Annotated in this window: 15 protein-coding genes, 1 pseudogene and 1 riboswitch; of the genes and pseudogenes, 10 read left to right on the plus strand and 6 right to left on the minus strand. The window is 68.6% G+C overall.

Annotation, left to right across the window (positions count from 1 at the left end; all coding sequences use genetic code 11):
* Window positions 1-100 precede the first annotated feature (100 nt).
* From G3I17_RS22345 to G3I17_RS22360, 4 genes are all read right to left on the minus strand, one after another.
* Window positions 101-928 carry a biotin-dependent carboxyltransferase family protein gene (locus tag G3I17_RS22345; protein WP_164599390.1) on the minus strand — a complete coding sequence of 276 codons (828 nt, stop codon included), beginning with the start codon at window positions 926-928 and terminating at the stop codon, window positions 101-103.
* A 268-nt stretch (window positions 929-1,196) separates the two neighbouring features.
* Window positions 1,197-1,802 carry an allophanate hydrolase subunit 1 gene (locus tag G3I17_RS22350; RefSeq protein ID WP_164599392.1) on the minus strand — a complete coding sequence of 202 codons (606 nt, stop codon included), beginning with the start codon at window positions 1,800-1,802 and terminating at the stop codon, window positions 1,197-1,199.
* A complete protein-coding gene (locus tag G3I17_RS22355) occupies window positions 1,802-2,554 on the minus strand; it encodes a 5-oxoprolinase subunit PxpA (protein ID WP_164599394.1) in 753 nt (250 codons plus the stop codon). The genes G3I17_RS22350 and G3I17_RS22355 overlap by 1 nt, the downstream gene beginning before the upstream one ends.
* A 23-nt stretch (window positions 2,555-2,577) precedes the next feature.
* The gene (locus G3I17_RS22360; RefSeq protein ID WP_239062780.1) at window positions 2,578-3,891 is read right to left on the minus strand and encodes an NRAMP family divalent metal transporter; all 1,314 of its coding nucleotides are present in this window, start codon (window positions 3,889-3,891) and stop codon (window positions 2,578-2,580) included.
* Window positions 3,892-4,058: 167 nt separating this feature from the next.
* Between G3I17_RS22360 and G3I17_RS22365 the strand changes: the two genes are divergently transcribed.
* The 10 genes and pseudogenes from G3I17_RS22365 to G3I17_RS22415 all read left to right on the plus strand — a co-directional run bounded on the left by G3I17_RS22365 (window position 4,059) and on the right by G3I17_RS22415 (window position 13,738).
* On the plus strand, window positions 4,059-4,787 hold the full coding sequence (locus G3I17_RS22365) for a GntR family transcriptional regulator (protein ID WP_164599397.1): 729 nt from the start codon (window positions 4,059-4,061) through the stop codon (window positions 4,785-4,787).
* Window positions 4,788-4,790: 3 nt separating this feature from the next.
* A complete protein-coding gene (locus G3I17_RS22370; protein WP_343238377.1) occupies window positions 4,791-5,561 on the plus strand; it encodes a putative hydro-lyase in 771 nt (256 codons plus the stop codon).
* A 10-nt stretch (window positions 5,562-5,571) separates the two neighbouring features.
* Window positions 5,572-6,996, plus strand: coding sequence for an aminopeptidase P family protein (locus G3I17_RS22375; protein WP_164599399.1), 1,425 nt, complete (start codon window positions 5,572-5,574; stop codon window positions 6,994-6,996).
* A gap of 25 nt (window positions 6,997-7,021) precedes the next feature.
* Window positions 7,022-7,588: a hypothetical protein gene (locus G3I17_RS22380; RefSeq protein WP_164599401.1), complete on the plus strand. Its 567-nt coding sequence runs from the start codon at window positions 7,022-7,024 to the stop codon at window positions 7,586-7,588.
* Between the two features lie 179 nt (window positions 7,589-7,767).
* On the plus strand, window positions 7,768-8,004 hold the full coding sequence (locus G3I17_RS22385; protein ID WP_164599403.1) for a hypothetical protein: 237 nt from the start codon (window positions 7,768-7,770) through the stop codon (window positions 8,002-8,004).
* A 60-nt stretch (window positions 8,005-8,064) separates the two neighbouring features.
* Window positions 8,065-8,397 (plus strand): DUF3817 domain-containing protein, encoded by a 333-nt coding sequence (locus G3I17_RS22390; RefSeq protein ID WP_164599405.1) that lies wholly within the window; start codon window positions 8,065-8,067, stop codon window positions 8,395-8,397.
* Between the two features lie 76 nt (window positions 8,398-8,473).
* Window positions 8,474-8,566, plus strand: a riboswitch (glycine riboswitch).
* A 77-nt stretch (window positions 8,567-8,643) separates the two neighbouring features.
* A complete protein-coding gene (locus G3I17_RS22395) occupies window positions 8,644-10,017 on the plus strand; it encodes an L-serine ammonia-lyase (protein ID WP_164599407.1) in 1,374 nt (457 codons plus the stop codon).
* A 108-nt stretch (window positions 10,018-10,125) separates the two neighbouring features.
* Window positions 10,126-10,673: pseudogene (locus tag G3I17_RS22405) on the plus strand (helix-turn-helix transcriptional regulator).
* A gap of 348 nt (window positions 10,674-11,021) precedes the next feature.
* Window positions 11,022-11,624, plus strand: a complete 603-nt coding sequence (locus G3I17_RS22410; protein ID WP_164599409.1) for a hypothetical protein — start codon at window positions 11,022-11,024, stop codon at window positions 11,622-11,624.
* A complete protein-coding gene (locus G3I17_RS22415; protein ID WP_343238378.1) occupies window positions 11,621-13,738 on the plus strand; it encodes a bifunctional polysaccharide deacetylase/glycosyltransferase family 2 protein in 2,118 nt (705 codons plus the stop codon). The genes G3I17_RS22410 and G3I17_RS22415 overlap by 4 nt, the downstream gene beginning before the upstream one ends.
* On the opposite strand, the gene G3I17_RS22420 is transcribed toward G3I17_RS22415, so the two are convergent.
* Together G3I17_RS22420 and G3I17_RS22425 are read right to left on the minus strand one after the other, a co-directional pair.
* Window positions 13,730-14,554 (minus strand): alpha/beta fold hydrolase, encoded by an 825-nt coding sequence (locus G3I17_RS22420; protein WP_164599412.1) that lies wholly within the window; start codon window positions 14,552-14,554, stop codon window positions 13,730-13,732. The two genes, G3I17_RS22415 and G3I17_RS22420, sit on opposite strands and share 9 nt — an antisense overlap.
* A gap of 80 nt (window positions 14,555-14,634) precedes the next feature.
* The gene (locus G3I17_RS22425) at window positions 14,635-15,597 is read right to left on the minus strand and encodes a hypothetical protein (protein WP_164599414.1); all 963 of its coding nucleotides are present in this window, start codon (window positions 15,595-15,597) and stop codon (window positions 14,635-14,637) included.
* Between the last annotated feature and the right edge of the window lie 108 nt (window positions 15,598-15,705).

Consider the following 15,705-nt stretch of genomic DNA (forward strand, 5'->3'; position numbering starts at 1 on the left):
AACACCCCACCTACCCGAGGCTCCCCGCGCGGGTGCCCCGGTTGTGGCGACGCACAGGACAGGCGCCGATCTGGCGTACTGGTGGGTGCTCAAAGTGGGGCTAGGTGGTGAAGTGGAGGGATTGGCCGGGGCGGAGTTGGGCGCAGGCGTCCAGGTCGTTGGCGGTCACGTAGGCGATGACGGGGTAGCCGCCGGTCACCGGGTGGTCGGCGAGGAAGAGGACGGGGAGGCCGGACGGCGGGATCTGCAGGGCGCCAAGGGCCATGCCTTCGCTGGGGAGTTCGCCTAGGTGGACGCGTTCCAGCGGGACGCCCTCGAGTCGTACGCCGATGCGGTTGCTGTTGCTGCTGACGGTGTAGCTCTGGCCGATCAGCGACTTCTCGGCAAACCAGTCCGCACGCGGCCCAGGAGTCACCCGTACTACGACCTCACCCGCCGCCGGGTCCGCGACCGGGGCGAAGTCGACGCCCGGCATCGGACCGTGCTCGCGCCCGATGGGCAACGCGTCACCGGCACTCAACACTGCCGGGCCGAGCCCTGAGAGTAGATCGGTCGACCGCGATCCGAGCACCTCGGGAACCGCAATCCCACCACGTACTGCGACGTACGTCCGCAACCCACTCGTCGGCGCACCGAGCCGCAGCACCTCGCCGGCGCGGAAGGTGGTCGGCGCATTGAGTGGCGCACCGGGGCAAGGTGCACCGGTGACGGCGATCACCACATCCGCCTCGGCGCGGAGGCTGAGCCCCCCGAAGGTCGCCTCGATCGCCGCAGCGCCTGGCCTGTTACCCACCAGCCGATTCGCCAACGCGTAGGACCGCTGGTCAGCCGCCCCCGACCGCGGGACGCCGAGCGCAGCCTGCCCGAGCCGCCCACGATCCTGGACCGTTGCCAACGGCCCCGGATCGACCACCGTCAACCCCGTCATCAGCGCCCCCGGACGCTCGCCGCTGCGCGGCTCCGCCCCGCTACTGAGAGCCCCCGAGCGTTCGCCGCTGCGCGGCTCCGCCCCGAAGAGGAGGGGAAGGGCGCGCGCCCTGCTCGCCTTCGCGCCAGATCGGCGCCCGCCGCGACGCCGGCCGTCCCGAGCTCGCCACCGCGGACCGCTCCGACAACATCCCAGCTATCCGTGCCTGCGCCTCTGCGGACCGCGCCTTCGCGGCCGATCGCGCAGCGGGTTGGCCGCTCTGTGCTCATCAGCTTGCTGTCTTTACGAAGCGGATGCGGCGGCCGGGGTGGAAGAGCGCGGCGGGGGTGCGGGGTTGGTCGAAGATCTTGAGGTCTGTGTGGCCGAGTAGTTGCCAGCCGCCGGGGGACTCTCGGGGGTAGACGCCGCTGAACTCGCCGGCCAGGGCTACCGCGCCGGTGGGGACTTTGGTGCGGGGGGATTTGCGGCGGGGGATGTCCCAGGAGCCGGTGCCGGTGAGGTAGCCGAAGCCGGGGGAGAAGCCGCAGAAGGCTACGGTCCAGTCCTCGCTGGTGTGGCGTTTGATGACGTCTTCGATCGAGCAGCCGAGGAGTTCGGCCAGGTCGGGGAGGTCTTCGCCGTCGTAGGTGACTGGGATTTCGAGGAGGTCGCCGTCTGCGCGGACGCCGTCGGTCGGCTGGACTGAGCGCAATAGACGGGTGAGTGCGTCCAGGTCGGAGCCGTCGGTGGTGACGAGGACAGTGCGGGCGGCTGGGACGATGTCGATGACGCCGGTGGGGGGTACCGCGGACAGCGCCGCGTAGTACCCGAGGACCTCGTCGAGATCCTCGAGCTCCACCAGTACGGCGCGGTCGCCGGCGGGCAGGATGCGCATCAGCGGCCGAACGGGGTCAGCGTGACCCCCGCCCCCTCCAGCGCCTTGCGGACCTGTTGCGCGATCTCGACCGCGCCCGGAGTATCGCCGTGCACGCAGATCGAGGCCGGCGTCAGTTGGAGGGACCCTCCTGAGCTGTCCTCGATGACCCCGCCGGTCGCCATCGCAGTACACCGCGCGGCGATCTCCAAGCCGTCGTGCAGCACCGAGCCGGCTTCACGCCTCGACACCAAGGTGCCCGCAGGTGTGTAGGCGCGGTCGGCGAAGGCTTCGTGGATGACGGTCAGCCCGGCCTCGGCGGCCAGCCGGAGCCAGGCGGACCCGGGCAGCCCGAGCACAGGCAACGACGAGTCGTAGTCGACGATCGCGCCGACTACCGCCGCTGCCTGCTCCTCGTGCGTGCCGATCGTGTTGTAGAGCGCGCCATGGGGTTTCACGTACCGGACGCGATCGCCCGCGATCCGGGCGAACGCGTCCAGCGCGCCGATCTGGTAGACGACCTCGTCGCGCAGTACGGCGGGTTCGACGTCGAGGAAGCGGCGGCCGAAGCCGGGCTTGTCGTCGTACCCGACGTGCGCGCCGATCGCGACGCCGCGCTCGACCGCCTGGCCGGTCACCCGGCGCATGATCGACGGGTCGCCGGCGTGGAAGCCACAGGCGACGTTGGCGCTGGTAACGACGTCGAGCAACGCGGTGTCGTCGCCCATCGTCCACGAGCCGAAGCCCTCACCAAGATCGGCATTGAGGTCCATCAGGTGCCTCCTAAACTGAAGAGCTAACCGAACAGTTCGAACACGGGCTTCACGGACCGGACGGCCAGGTAGATGGTCAGCAGCCAGGCTGCGCCGCCGAGCAACAGCAACCATCTGGGGTACTCGTACCCGCGCAGCAGATCCTTGCGCTGCCATGCCACCCAGAGAAGCACACCGATCCCGACCGGGAGCAGCAACCCGTTGAAGGCGCCGGCGAAGACCAGCAGCTGGGTGGGCGCGGTGCCGATGGACAGGTAGATGACCGTGCTGACGGCGATGAACGCGACCACGAGGATCGTCCGGGTCTTGTCCGTCGTCTTCGTCCGGGACGTCACGAAGGTGACCGTCGTGTACGACGCACCGATCACGCTGGTGATCGCCGCCGCCCAGAGCACCACCCCGAAGGCCCGCAACCCGAACTCGCCGGCCGCGTGCTGGAACGCCGAGGCGGCCGGGTTCTTGGGGTCGAGCGCCTGGCCGCCCGCCACGACGCCCAGCACGGCCAGGAACAGCACGATCCGCATCACGCCGGTGATCAGGATGCCGGTGATCGAGCCGCGGGTGATGTCGCGGAGGTGCTGTGGCCCGGAGACGCCCGAGTCGAGCAACCGGTGCGCGCCGGCGTACACGATGTAGCCGCCGATGGTGCCGCCGATCAGGGTGGTGATCGACAGGAACTGGACCTGGTCGGGCAGCACCACGTTCTTCAGCGCCGTCCCGACCGGTGGGCTCGACGTGATCGCGATGTAGGTGGTGAGCAGGATCATCAGCGCGCCGAGGACGAGCACCACCCGGTCCATCGCCATCCCCGCGCGCTTGGACAAGAAGATGCCGATGGCGATCAATGCGGAGAGGGCGCCGCCGAGCTTGGGATCGAGGCCGAGCATCGCGTCCAGGCCGAGGCCGGTACCGGAGACGTTGCCGATGTTGAAGACCAGCCCGCCGACGAACAGCAGCGCGGCCATCGCGTAGCCGAGCCCGGGGGCGACCAGGTTGCCGAGCTCCTGGGCGCGCCGGCCGGAGACGCCGATCACCCGCCAGACGTTCAGCTGCAGTGCGATGTCGACCAGGATCGACAGGGCGATCGCGAATGCGAACGCGGCGCCGAGGGAGACCGTGAAGGTCGTCGTCTGGGTGATGAACCCGGGCCCGATGGCCGAGGTGGCCATCAGGAACATCGCGCCGATCAGCGTCGACTTGGTGCTCGCCTTCATCGCGGTCTCGGGCGTTTTCCTGCCCGCCGCGGGCGGCAACTGCCGGCTGCTGCCATGGCCCGTACTGCGGGTCGGCTGCCGTCGGACGGGCTTCGAGGTCGGTTTCGTGGGTGGCTTCGACATGGCGGTGCTCCTGGATCTTCAGAAAGCTTTCGGTCGGTCTCCTGCAGACGGTCGGTAGGTGTCTGAACGCCGTGAGTGATTTGAGAGTAGAGATTGTTCAACAATCCTGCAAGACTCTTGTTCATCGAAATTTCCCACCGTGCCTGGGAGTGAGCGATGATGCAGAGATGTCCATCAGTCAGCGCAGCGACGACGACGGCCGGCAGGCCTGGCTCCGGGGTGTCGCCGCCGACGTGGCCCGCCAGGACCGGAGCAGCTCGGCCGAGCGCGCGGCGAACATCCTCCGCCGCAGCATCACCGAGGGAGCCCTGCGCCCCGGCGCCCAGCTGTCTGAGGTCGAGCTCACCGAGGTCCTCGACGTCAGCCGGAACACGCTGCGCGAGGCCTTCCGCCTGCTCACCCACGAAGGACTGCTGGTCTACAAGCTGCACCGCGGCGTGTTCGTGCCCGAGCTGGACGAGCGCGATGTGGTCGACCTCTACCGCCTCCGCCGCGTCCTGGAGGTCGATGTCCTCCGTGGGCTCACCCACCGCACCCCCGAGCTTCCCGACGAGCGGCTCGCGCCGCTGCGAGCCGAGGTCGAGGCCGCCGAGGCCGCTGCGGTCGACGGCCGCTGGGCAGCGGTCGGTACAGCGAACATGCAGTTCCACCGCCACCTCATCGGCCTCGCCGACAGTCACCGGCTCGACGACATCACCGGCCGCCTGCTCGCCGAGCTCCGCCTGCTCTTCCACGTCATCGCCACCCCGCAGGAGCTGCACGAGCCGTACATCGCCCGCAACCGGGGCATCTACCAACTCCTCTGGGAGCGCAAGTACGAAGGGGCCGCCAACCAGCTCCAGGTCTACTTGCTCGACTCGGAGCAAGGTCTGCTGGACGCCTTCAAAGCGAGGTGACGCGTGCTGACCCCGGCCGACGCGCGAGCGCAGTACCGGGCCGGGCTGGTCGCGCCGACCTCGGGACACGCACCGGGCTTCACACAGGCGAACCTGGTCGTCCTGCCGCGCGACTGGGCCTACGACATGCTGCTGTTCGGCCAGCGCAACCCGAAACCGGTGCCACTGCTCGACGTCACCGACGCAGGATCGACCAGTACTACGCTTGCGCCCGGCGCTGACCTGCGCACCGACCTCCCGCAGTACCGGGTCTGGCGGGATGGCGAGCTGGTCGATGAGCCCGCCGAGGTGGTCGACCTCTGGCGCGATGATCTGGTCAGCTTCCTGATCGGGTGCAGTTTCAGCTTCGAACGCGCGCTGCTCGACGCGGGGGTCCCGGTCCGCAACATCGAGCAGGGCCGGAACGTGTCGATGTACCGGACGAATCGCGAGTGCCGTCCGGCGGGGCGGCTGAGCGGTCCGCTGGTGGTGTCGATGCGGCCGATTCCGGCCAGTCTGGTGGCGACGGCAGTACAGGTGACCGTGCGGATGCCGCGGGTCCATGGGGCGCCCGTGCACGTGGGTTCGCCCGAGGCGCTGGGCATCGTAGACAATGCACAGCCGGACTTCGGGGACCCGGTCGAAGCGGAGCCAGGTGATGTTCCTGTTTATTGGGCTTGCGGAGTGACACCCCAAGCTGCGTTGATTGCTTCTAGGCCCCCCTTCGCGATCACACATGCCCCTGGGCACATGTTCGTGACGGACGTGCCCGATGCCGTCTATCGCGAGCCCTGAGGGGGAGCAGATGAGTGAAGACCGGACTGAAGAGCAGCGGAAGTCCTACCGGCCGATCGACGCGGCCGGGTTCCGGGCGTCGATCGCGCGGGACTGGGGCCCGGTCGACCGGTCGGTGGTGTTGCCGGACGGGCTGGCCGACGCTGCGGCGGAGCACCGGCGCAAGCTGAGTGCCGCGCTGCCCGGCCGCCGGATCGCGGTGGCCGCCGGTCGCGCGCCGGTCCGGTCGAACGACACCGACTACAAGTTCCGCGCGGACAGCGACTTCGTCTGGCTCACCGGTTGCCAGGCCGAGGGCGCGGTCCTGGTCATCTCGGCCGACGGCGACGCGACCCTCTACCTACGCGAGACGGCCGGCCCCGGCGAGGCCGACTTCTTCGCGAACGCGCGGGACGGCGAGCTGTGGATCGGGCCGGTACCAGGCCTGAAGGACTGGGCCGACGCGTTGCAGCTGCCGTGCCGCCCGATCGAGGAGTTGCCGGCCGCCGCGCGCGGCGCAGTGCCGGCGATGATGACGACCCACGGCGTGGAGCCGCTGCTCGACGCGTTGGTGGGTGGCAATTCGTCGAACACGCAGGAGCTCAGGCAGTCGCTGGCCGAGCTCCGCCGGATCAAGGACGACTGGGAGCTCGACCAACTGCGCGAGGCCGTCGCCGCGAGCGTGCTCGCCTTCGCCGACGTCGCGCGCGAGCTTCCCGAGGCCGTCCGCGGTGGCGGCGAACGCTGGCTGGAAGGCACCTTCGACCGCCGCGCCCGGACCGCGGGCAACGGGCCCGGCTATGCGTCAATAGTTGCTGCGGGCAACCATGGCCCGGTGCTGCACTGGGTCCGCAACGACGGCGCGGTCCGCGAGGGCGACGTGATCCTGCTCGACGCCGGCGTGGAGACGCGCACCCTCTACACGGCTGACGTGACCCGGACCTTCCCGGTGACGGGCGAGTACACCCCGGCGCAGCGCCAGGTGCACGACCTGGTCCACAAGGCGCACGTCGCGGCCTTGGATGTCGTCCGGCCCGGTTCGCCGTACCGGGCCTTCCAGTACGAGGCGATGCGGGTGCTGATCGAGGGCCTGCAGGACTGGGGTGTCCTCGACGTCTCGCTCGACGAGGCGCTCGGGCCGGACGGGCAGCAGCACCGCCGGTACGTGGTCTGCGGGCTCGGCCACTACATCGGCCTCGATGTCCACGACTGCGACGCCGCCCGCCCGGAGACCTACTTCGCCGCCGACCTCGACGTCGGGATGGCGCTCGCGGTCGAGCCGGGGCTGTACTTCCACCCCAACGACGAGACCATCCCGCCCGAGCTGCGCGGTATCGGCATCCGGATCGAGGACAACGTGGTGGTCCACTCCGACCGCCTCGAGATCCTCACCGAGGCCCTCCCGATCACCACCGACGGCCTGGAGGCGTGGACCCGCAGTCACCTCCCGAAGTGAGCCGCCCCTTGCGTACCGTGAGGGTATGAAGCTGATCGGCTGGGGAGTCCTGGTCATCCTGCTGGACTTCCACTACCAGGGCGTCGATCTGATCGTCGACCTGGCCGGCTGGATCATGCTGTACGTCGGGCTGCGCCGGATCTGGCGACTCGACAACGCCTTCCGGGTGGCGACGGGGTTCGCCTTTGTCGGCGCGGTCGCGTCGATCCCTGAGCTGTTGCCGTTGTTCGGCGGCCCCGCCTTCGTCGGCGGTGAGGCCCGGTTGGCGCTGCTCATCTTCGTGGGTGGAGCGGTGATCATCCTGACCTGTACCGGCCTGATGCGGGTGGCCGACCAGGCCGGCGACCGGTCGCTGGAGAGCCGGGCGCGGTGGTTGCGCGGTACGGAGGCGGTCTCGGTCGTGGTGAGCCTTCTCATCGGGCCGCGGCAGGCCATCGTGATGGGTGGTGGCGATCCGGTCGGGGGTGTCGTCGGGCTGTTGGCCTTCTTGTCGCTCGGGCTGGCCTTCGTCGCGGTCGTCTGGTTCGTGCTGCTGATGTTCTCGCAGAGCGTGGTGAACCCGACGACCGTCCGTAGTCAAGCAATCACTTAAAATAATTTGGTCACCTGCGGTAACGCCGGGCCCTCCAGCACGATGTAAGGAGCGGGGGAGGGTCAATCTCGGCCTGGTGCGTGGCAGTGGGGGGCCGCGGCTACGCACCGGCCGAGCTGGCCCCGAGTGGGAACCCGGGGGGGATCCCATGGTTTTGATTGCACGGGGGGATTTACGTGATGAACCTGCGAGTGCGGGTAGTGCACTGCGCGTGCGCCGGAGAGCACCACTGGTACGCCGATATCGACGACACGGACGATCCGCAGCCCGACGATCCCTACTGGTTCGTCGATCGCTGCGGAAGCCAGTCCGAAGCTCTCGAGCTCGCCTGCGCCCAGCTCCTCGAGCTGTCCGGCGAGGTGCTGGAAGCCGACTCCCTGACCCGCGTCCAGGAAGCCCGCCTCGTCCGCGTCTGATTCAGCCGGTCGGCTGTACTGCGGCGTCCCTTTGGGGGACTTGTTAGGGTCGGTGGCCTGATGACTGAGACGACGACCGCCGTAGACGCTCCCGCCGGATCGAAGCACGCGACGGTGTTCCGCGTGGTGGCGATCGCCGAGGCGCTGTCCTGGACCGGCCTGCTGATCGGGATGCTGTTCAAGTACGTGCTGTCCGACAACGAGATCGGCGTGAAGATCTTCGGCCCGGTGCACGGCGCGATCTTCATCAGCTACGTGATCACCGTCCTCGCGGTCCGCAAACCGCTGCGCTGGAGCATCCCGGTCACGCTGGCGGCGCTCGCGGCCAGCATCCCCCCGCTGTTCACCTGGTTCTTCGAGCTTTGGGCCCAGCGCACCAACCGGCTGTCCTGAGTTCACCCGCTACCGGATTGACGCGCGCCGTCGGTCCGCCGTACCGTCGCGGCGAGTGATGAAAGCAGCAGCCGCATGAACCCGTGCGGGAGAGACCCGGGCCTGACCCGGGCGCCGTAGGAGCAACTCTCCCCAAGAATCTCTCAGGCACCTTCACCGTACGGGCGAGGCACCTCTGGAAGGCACACTGCCTGACAGAGCGGGGAGGCATACCAATCGGTCAGTGACGACCAGGAGGCCTCCAGCATGGCGATCAGCGTTTTCGACCTGTTCAGTATCGGGATCGGCCCGTCGAGTTCCCACACCGTGGGACCGATGCGAGCCGCCCGCACCTTCGCTCTCGGCCTGGCCGACGACGGCTTGCTCGACCGTACTGCGGCCGTGGAGTCGCAGCTGTTCGGGTCGCTCGGGGCCACCGGCCACGGGCACGGCAGCAACAAGGCGGTCATCCTCGGTCTGGAGGGTGAGGACCCGGAGACGGTCGACACCCGCACGGTCGAGAGCCGGGTCGCCGCGGTCCGCGAGGCGGGCCGGCTACGGCTGGCCGGGCAGCACGAGATCGTCTTCGACGAGAACAGCCAGCTCATCATGCACCGGCGCAAAGCGCTGCCGTACCACCCGAACGGGATGACCTTCCTGGCCCGCTCGGCCGACGGCGCAGTACTGCGGGAGCGTACCTACTACTCGGTCGGTGGCGGTTTCGTCGTCGACGAGAACGCCGCGGCCGGCGATCGGATCGTCGCGGACCGGACACCGCTCAAGTACCCGTTCCTCTCCGGTAACGCGCTGCTCGACCGGTGCCGCGAGTCGGGGCTGCCGATCAGCGAGGTGATGCTCGCCAACGAGCTGGCCTGGCGGACCGAGCCCGAGATCCGCGAGGGCCTGCTGCACATCTGGCAGGTGATGCAGGACTGCGTCGACGAGGGTTGCGAGACCGAGGGCACGCTGCCGGGCGGGCTGAAGGTGCCGCGCCGGGCGCACGCGCTGCACCGCAAGCTGAGCAACGACAAGTGGTCGGTGGATCCGCTGAAAGTGATGGACTGGGTCAACCTGTTCGCGCTCGCGGTGAACGAGCAGAACGCGTCCGGCGGCCGGATCGTCACCGCCCCGACGAATGGTGCCGCGGGCATCATTCCGGCGGTACTGCACTACTACCGCCGATTCGTGCCGGGGGCAACGGAGGACGGCGTGGTCCGGTTCCTGCTCGCGGCCGCGGCGATCGGCGTTCTGTACAAGGAGAACGCGTCCATCTCCGGCGCCGAGGTCGGCTGCCAGGGCGAGGTCGGTTCGGCCTGCTCGATGGCGGCCGCGGGGCTGTGCGAAGTACTGGGCGGCACACCCGAGCAGGTGGAGAACGCGGCCGAGATCGCGATGGAACACAACCTCGGGCTGACCTGCGACCCGGTCGGCGGGCTGGTCCAGATCCCCTGTATCGAGCGCAACGCGATGGCGTCGATGAAGGCGATCAACGCGGCCCGGATGGCGATGCACGGCGACGGGGTGCACGTCGTCTCGCTCGACAAGGTGATCAAGACGATGCGCGAGACCGGCGCCGACATGAAGGTCAAGTACAAGGAGACGTCACGAGGCGGCCTGGCCGTGAACGTGATCGAGTGCTGACGGATCCTCGACGTGCGCATTGTGGCCCAGCCCGGGCAAGGTGATGACCGGATCGCTTAGTGCGGTCAGGTCGGCGTCGTTGTTCATCGGGTCCAGCTCACCACGGGCCTGCCCGCAGGCGCCCGGCGACGAGCGCCTGGGCTCCGTCGGGAAGAGCTGGCCCAGCTTGCCGGGTTGTCGGTGGACTACATCCTCCGGCTCGAGCAGGGCCGGTCGTCCGCGCCGTCTGTCCAGGTGTTGACGGCGCTGGCCCGGGCGTTGCGGCTGAGCGACGCCGAGCGCGACCATTTGTTCGTCCTGGCCGGGTGGCGCAGACCCCTGAGCAGGCGGCTGCTTTCACCCGGGCGATGGTCACCGATCTCCGCGCGGCCACCGCGCGCTACCCGAACGACGCCGACCTCCGCGCCCTGATCCAGGAGCTCCGCACCTGCAGCGCCCGCTTCGCCGGCCTCTGGGACGACCACGTGGTCGGCTTCCACGAGTCCAACACCAAAACGATCAACCACCCGGAACTGGGCCCGATGCTCCTCGACTGCGACATCCTCACGGCCCCCGGCAGCGACCTCCGCCTGGTCGTCTACACAGCCCCACCCGATTCCGAAGCCGCCGAAAAACTCCGCCTCCTCTCGGTGATCGGCCTGCAATCCCTCACCTGACCACTCGTGGTTAGCGGTCGCCGACACCTCGCAGATCCGGCGGCTGAGGTTCCAGGTGCCGGAGGTCGGTACCGAGATCCTGACGATCTTTGATCCTCACACGGAGGGCGCCGTTGCTCATCGGGGCGTCATGGTGACTCGGTGTTGCCGGATTTGGCGATCTTTGTGCCGGCCGGACGATCTTTCGGTGAACAACATTCCACGGTCTGTTTGAAATGAGGTGAAGCGCGTAGCCTCCGAATTCGAGGCTTGATGGGGGAAATCGTGAAACCGTTCTTCAGGGAACCCGTGTTCGTCGATCCCACTGGCAGGCGAAGCCGCCGGCTCCGCCGGGCCGGTGTGGTTGTGGTGGCTCCGACGTCCGCGTATCTGTTGTTGATGGTGAGCAGCGTGCTGGGTGGGCCGACGATCGACACCCCGCTGCTTCCGCCGGCCGCCGCAGACAAGGCGTCGTCCGGCTCTCAGGCGGAGACGGCGGCCATTCCGGAAAGCCGCATCGACAAGCCAGGACAGCAGCCGGAGGTAGTGCGGACGGGGCAAGCAGAACGGACGGCTGTGGACGACGCTGTGCAGCCGAAGACCAAAGGGACCGCTGCCGTGGTGACAGGCGAGGCCGAGCCGCAGGCCGTGGTACGGGTGCCCGCCAAGGCCAAGCCTGCCCAGGTCGTCGTCCCGGAGCCATCCGCGACAGTCCAGCAACCGGCCAAGCAACCGGTCGTGCCGACCTCGACGCCCGATCGGCCCAAGCCGGCTCCGCCCAAGTCAGCCGCGCCCAAGCCGGCCCCGCCCAAGCCCGCCCCGCCCAAACCTGCCGTACCGAGCACCCCGGCACCTGCTGCCCGGCCGCTCGCGCCGGTGGTCGACCCGGTGATCGCGGTGGTGACGCCGGTGCTCGCGCCGGTGGTGGACCTGCTTGACGGGGTCGGAGGGCTGCTGGGCCTGGGCAGGTGACTCGGCGGAGCGCCAGAGACGTACCGCTGCGGACTCACTGGATCGTCCTCACGGTCTGCTTGGTGTGCCTGGTCGCCGCACTCTTGTTGCATGGCTATACCCAGCACCTGTTCGGTACTGCGCCGGACGCCGAGCCGCCGGACCGCACGTCGTACGCGAAGGTACCCGATGAGGTCAGCCGCGGCGGGCCGGTCATCGACGCCAGCGGAGCCGAGATCCACACCGCCGCGCCGAAGCCGAAGACGATCGCGCTGACCTTCGACGACGGCCCGGACCCGGTCTGGACGCCACTGATCCTCGACCTGCTCCAGCAACATGATGCCAAGGCGACCTTCTTCGTCGTCGGTGTCCAGGTCGTCGACAACCAGGAGCTGACCCGGCGGATCAATGCCGAAGGCCACCAACTCGGCCTGCACACCTTCACCCACGCGGATCTCGCCGCACTACCCGACTGGCGTCGCTCCTTCGAGCTGCGGCAGAGTCAGCTGATCCTGGCCGGAGCCGCCGGAGTGAGTACGCCGCTGCTGCGGCCGCCGTACTCGTCCAAGGCCGAGGCCGTCGCCGACGAGGACTGGTCGGGGATCAGGTACGCGCGGGAGCTCGGCTACCTCACTGTGCTGACCACTCAGGACAGTGAGGACTGGCGCCGGTTGGGAGTCGACCGGATCCTCGCCAGTTCGCGACCGGCGGGCGACGCCGGACAGATCCTGCTCGTCCATGACGCCGGCGGCGACCGGAGCCAGACTGTGGCTGCCCTGGCGGTGCTGATTCCCGAACTGAAGGCACGCGGCTTCCGCTTCCAGACGGTCAGTGACACGGTCGGGATTCCGCAGCCGGTCCGGAAGGCCACGCTCAGCGAGCGGCTGCGGGGCCTGGGGATGATCGGCGCGATCAAGCTCAGCGACACCGTCCTGCTCGTACTCACCTGGCTGCTGTACCTGGCCGGCGGTCTGAGTCTGCTCCGGGCCGTGGCAACGGTCGTGGCCGCACGCAGGCATTCCAGCACCAGATCAAAGGCCTGGCTGGATCCGGTCACTGAGCCGGTCACCGTCGTCGTACCCGCCTACAACGAGAGCGCGGGGATCGAGGCAGCTGTCCGGTCGCTGGTGGCTTCCGATCATCCGGTCGAAGTGATCGTGATCGACGACGGTTCGACCGACGGCACGGCCGACCTGGTCGAGTCGCTGGGGCTGCCCGGAGTACGAGTGATCCGGCAGGAGAACGGGGGGAAGCCTGCCGCCCTCACGAGAGGGATCCAGGAGGCCTCGCACGAACTGGTGGTGATGGTCGACGGTGACACGGTCTTCGAACCCGACGCGGTCCGGCTGCTCGTCCAGCCGTTCGCCGACTCGGGGATGGGCGCGGTGTCCGGCAACGCGAAGGTGGGCAACCGGGAAGGAGTGCTGGGACGCTGGCAGCACATCGAGTACGTCGTCGGCTTCAACCTCGACCGGAGGTTGTTCGACCTGGCCCGGTGCATGCCGACCGTGCCAGGAGCGATCGGAGCCTTCCGGCGGAGCGCGTTGCTGCAGGTCGGCGGGGTCACTGACGACACCTTGGCCGAGGACACGGACCTGACGATGGCGCTGTGGCGGGGTGGCTGGCGGATCGTCTACGAGGAGCGCGCGAAGGCCTGGACCGAGGCGCCCAGTTCGCTGGGATCCCTTTGGCGGCAGCGTTATCGGTGGTGTTACGGCACACTGCAGGCAATGTGGAAACATCGGGGCGCCCTGGTGCAGCGCGGCTCGGCCGGCCGGTTCGGCCGCCGTGGTCTCGGTTTCCTGCTGGCTTTCCAGGTCCTGCTGCCGTTGCTCGCGCCGGTCGTCGACGTGTTCGCGCTGTACGGCCTGATCTTCCTCGACCCGGTGCGCGTCGCGGTCCTCTGGGTAGCCTTCGTCTCCCTGCAGGCGTTGACGAGTCTGTACGCCTTCCGGCTCGATCGGGAGCCGATCGGCCCGTTGTGGACGCTGCCACTGCAGCAGTTCGTCTACCGGCAGCTGATGTACCTCGTCGTCATCCAGTCGGTCGTCACCGCGCTGGCCGGGTCACGACTGCGCTGGCAGCGGATGGAGCGGTACGGCAGCCTGCAGGTCCCCGCGAGTCGGTCACGCTGAGCCGTTGAGGATGGTTCTGGCCACCAGCGCCGAGTCGTCGTTCATCGGGACGTGGCCGCAGCCGTAGAGCGGGATCATCCTTGCGCCGGGGAGTTGAAGGTGGGCTCGGGCTGCCTGGCGGGGGAGGAGGATGCGGTCGTGGGTGCCCCAGGCGATCGTGACCGGGACGTCCGGTACGTCGCCGTCGAAACTCACTCCTGACTTGCCCAGCCGGACTACTCGGTCGAAGGCCGTTGAGGCGCGCATGGCGAGGGTTTCGGCGACTACGGCTTCGGGGCTGCGTTGGGCCGGGCGGTGGTAGATCATGCCCGTCATCACGCGCCGGCCGGACGTAGTACGGGCCATTCGGCGGATGGTCGAGTCGGGGGTGTGTTGGGCGACCCGGCGCATGTTGACCAGGACGTTGAGGGCCCAGGTGCGCTCGCGGGGAGTCCAGAAGCCCGCGGGGGACAAGGCGGTGACGGAGCGCACCGAGCCGAGTTGGCCGAGGCGGAGGGCGACCAGGCCGCCCATCGAGTTGCCCACGACATCGGGTTTGCCGAGGTCGAGCGCAGTACAGAACGCCTCGACCGCGAGTGCGAAGGAGTCGAGCTCATCGGGGATCCCGGCTGGTACGTCGGGAGACTCGCCGAAACCGGGGAAGTCGAGCGCGATCACGTCGCGCGACTCGGCCAGCTGCCCGATCACCGGGTCGAACGCCTGCCGGTGGTGACCGATGCCGTGCAGGAGCAGCAGCGGCGTGCCGGCGCCCTTGCGGTCGTAGGCGATCTCCACCCCGGGAACACCGGCCACGGTCACGGTCGCAGTAGCGCTCATGAACTCATGGTGACCCCGAGGTGGAGCCCTGTCATCGTGACATGGTCGATGTCACATAGCTGTGAAGTTTCCCCGGCCGGCTAGAACGGGTCGACGTTGCTCGCCGTCACGTTGCCGACGGTCGCCTGCAGCTCGATCTCCCAGGCCTTGTTCTTGGCGAAGGACGAGTCGAACTTCGAGAACGCGCAGTCGGAGCTGAACTGGCGCCGCTTCGGGTTCCAGGCCTTGCCGGTCTTGAAGTACAGCTCGTAGGTGCCACCGATCCGGTAGACCTTGGTCGTCTTCTTGGCCTGGACGTAGACCAGCACCTGCGGCTTGCTCGGTGACTTCCCGGTGTTGACGATCGCGATGGCGACGTCGGAGGACTTGCCGTTCTTGATCAGCAGCGTGGCCGGACCGCTGGGCGCGTTCCGGACCAGGATGTCGCCGTTCGACGGGCGGGTGTCGGCCGCCTCGGGGCCGACGTCGGGCAGTGTCCGGCCGACGATCAGCCCGAGGGACCGCAACTGGGCGACGGCGACGCTCAGCGTGGTGTTGAGCTGGCGCTGCAACGACTGGGAGACGTACGCGAGCCCGCCGCAACCGACGTCGTCGGTGTCCCCCGCCGCCAGATTGGCCGCTGCGGCCTTCAACCGCAACTGCAGAACGCGGTTGGCGACGACGGCACGAGCCGGCGGCTTCAACGATCCGAGTGCGATCGACTCGGCGGTCAGCGTCTGGGTCAGGTTCTCCATCGCCGCGTTCAGGCTGTCCTCGGTCTTGACCGTCCCCAGGGCGTTGATATCGCCCGCGAGCCGCTGGTCGAGCCGGATCAGCGCCGTCTGGTACTGCGCCTGGGTCAGCGGCCCGGCCGGTGCTGTCGGTGTGGGAGTCGGCGTAGGCGTTGGCGTTGGATCGAAGGTCGGATCCGACGTCGGCGCCGTGGTGGGCGCAGTGGTCGTCGGGTCCGTACTCGACAACGTCTTCTTGCCGTCCGACCCACCGCATCCGGCCACCAGTGCCAGTGCGACGACAGCGGCGGAAATGGACAGACTTCGGCGCATGAAAGCCCCCCAGGTCTCGAGATTTATCCCCTTGTAAGAACCCTATGCGGCAAGGAGGGTCCCCGCGAGCCCATTGACCGCTTCGTGTCAGACGCGGAACCTCCCGCA

The organism is Streptomyces sp. SID13031 (assembly GCF_010548305.1).
In the GTDB taxonomy this organism is placed as follows: domain Bacteria; phylum Actinomycetota; class Actinomycetes; order Propionibacteriales; family Kribbellaceae; genus Kribbella.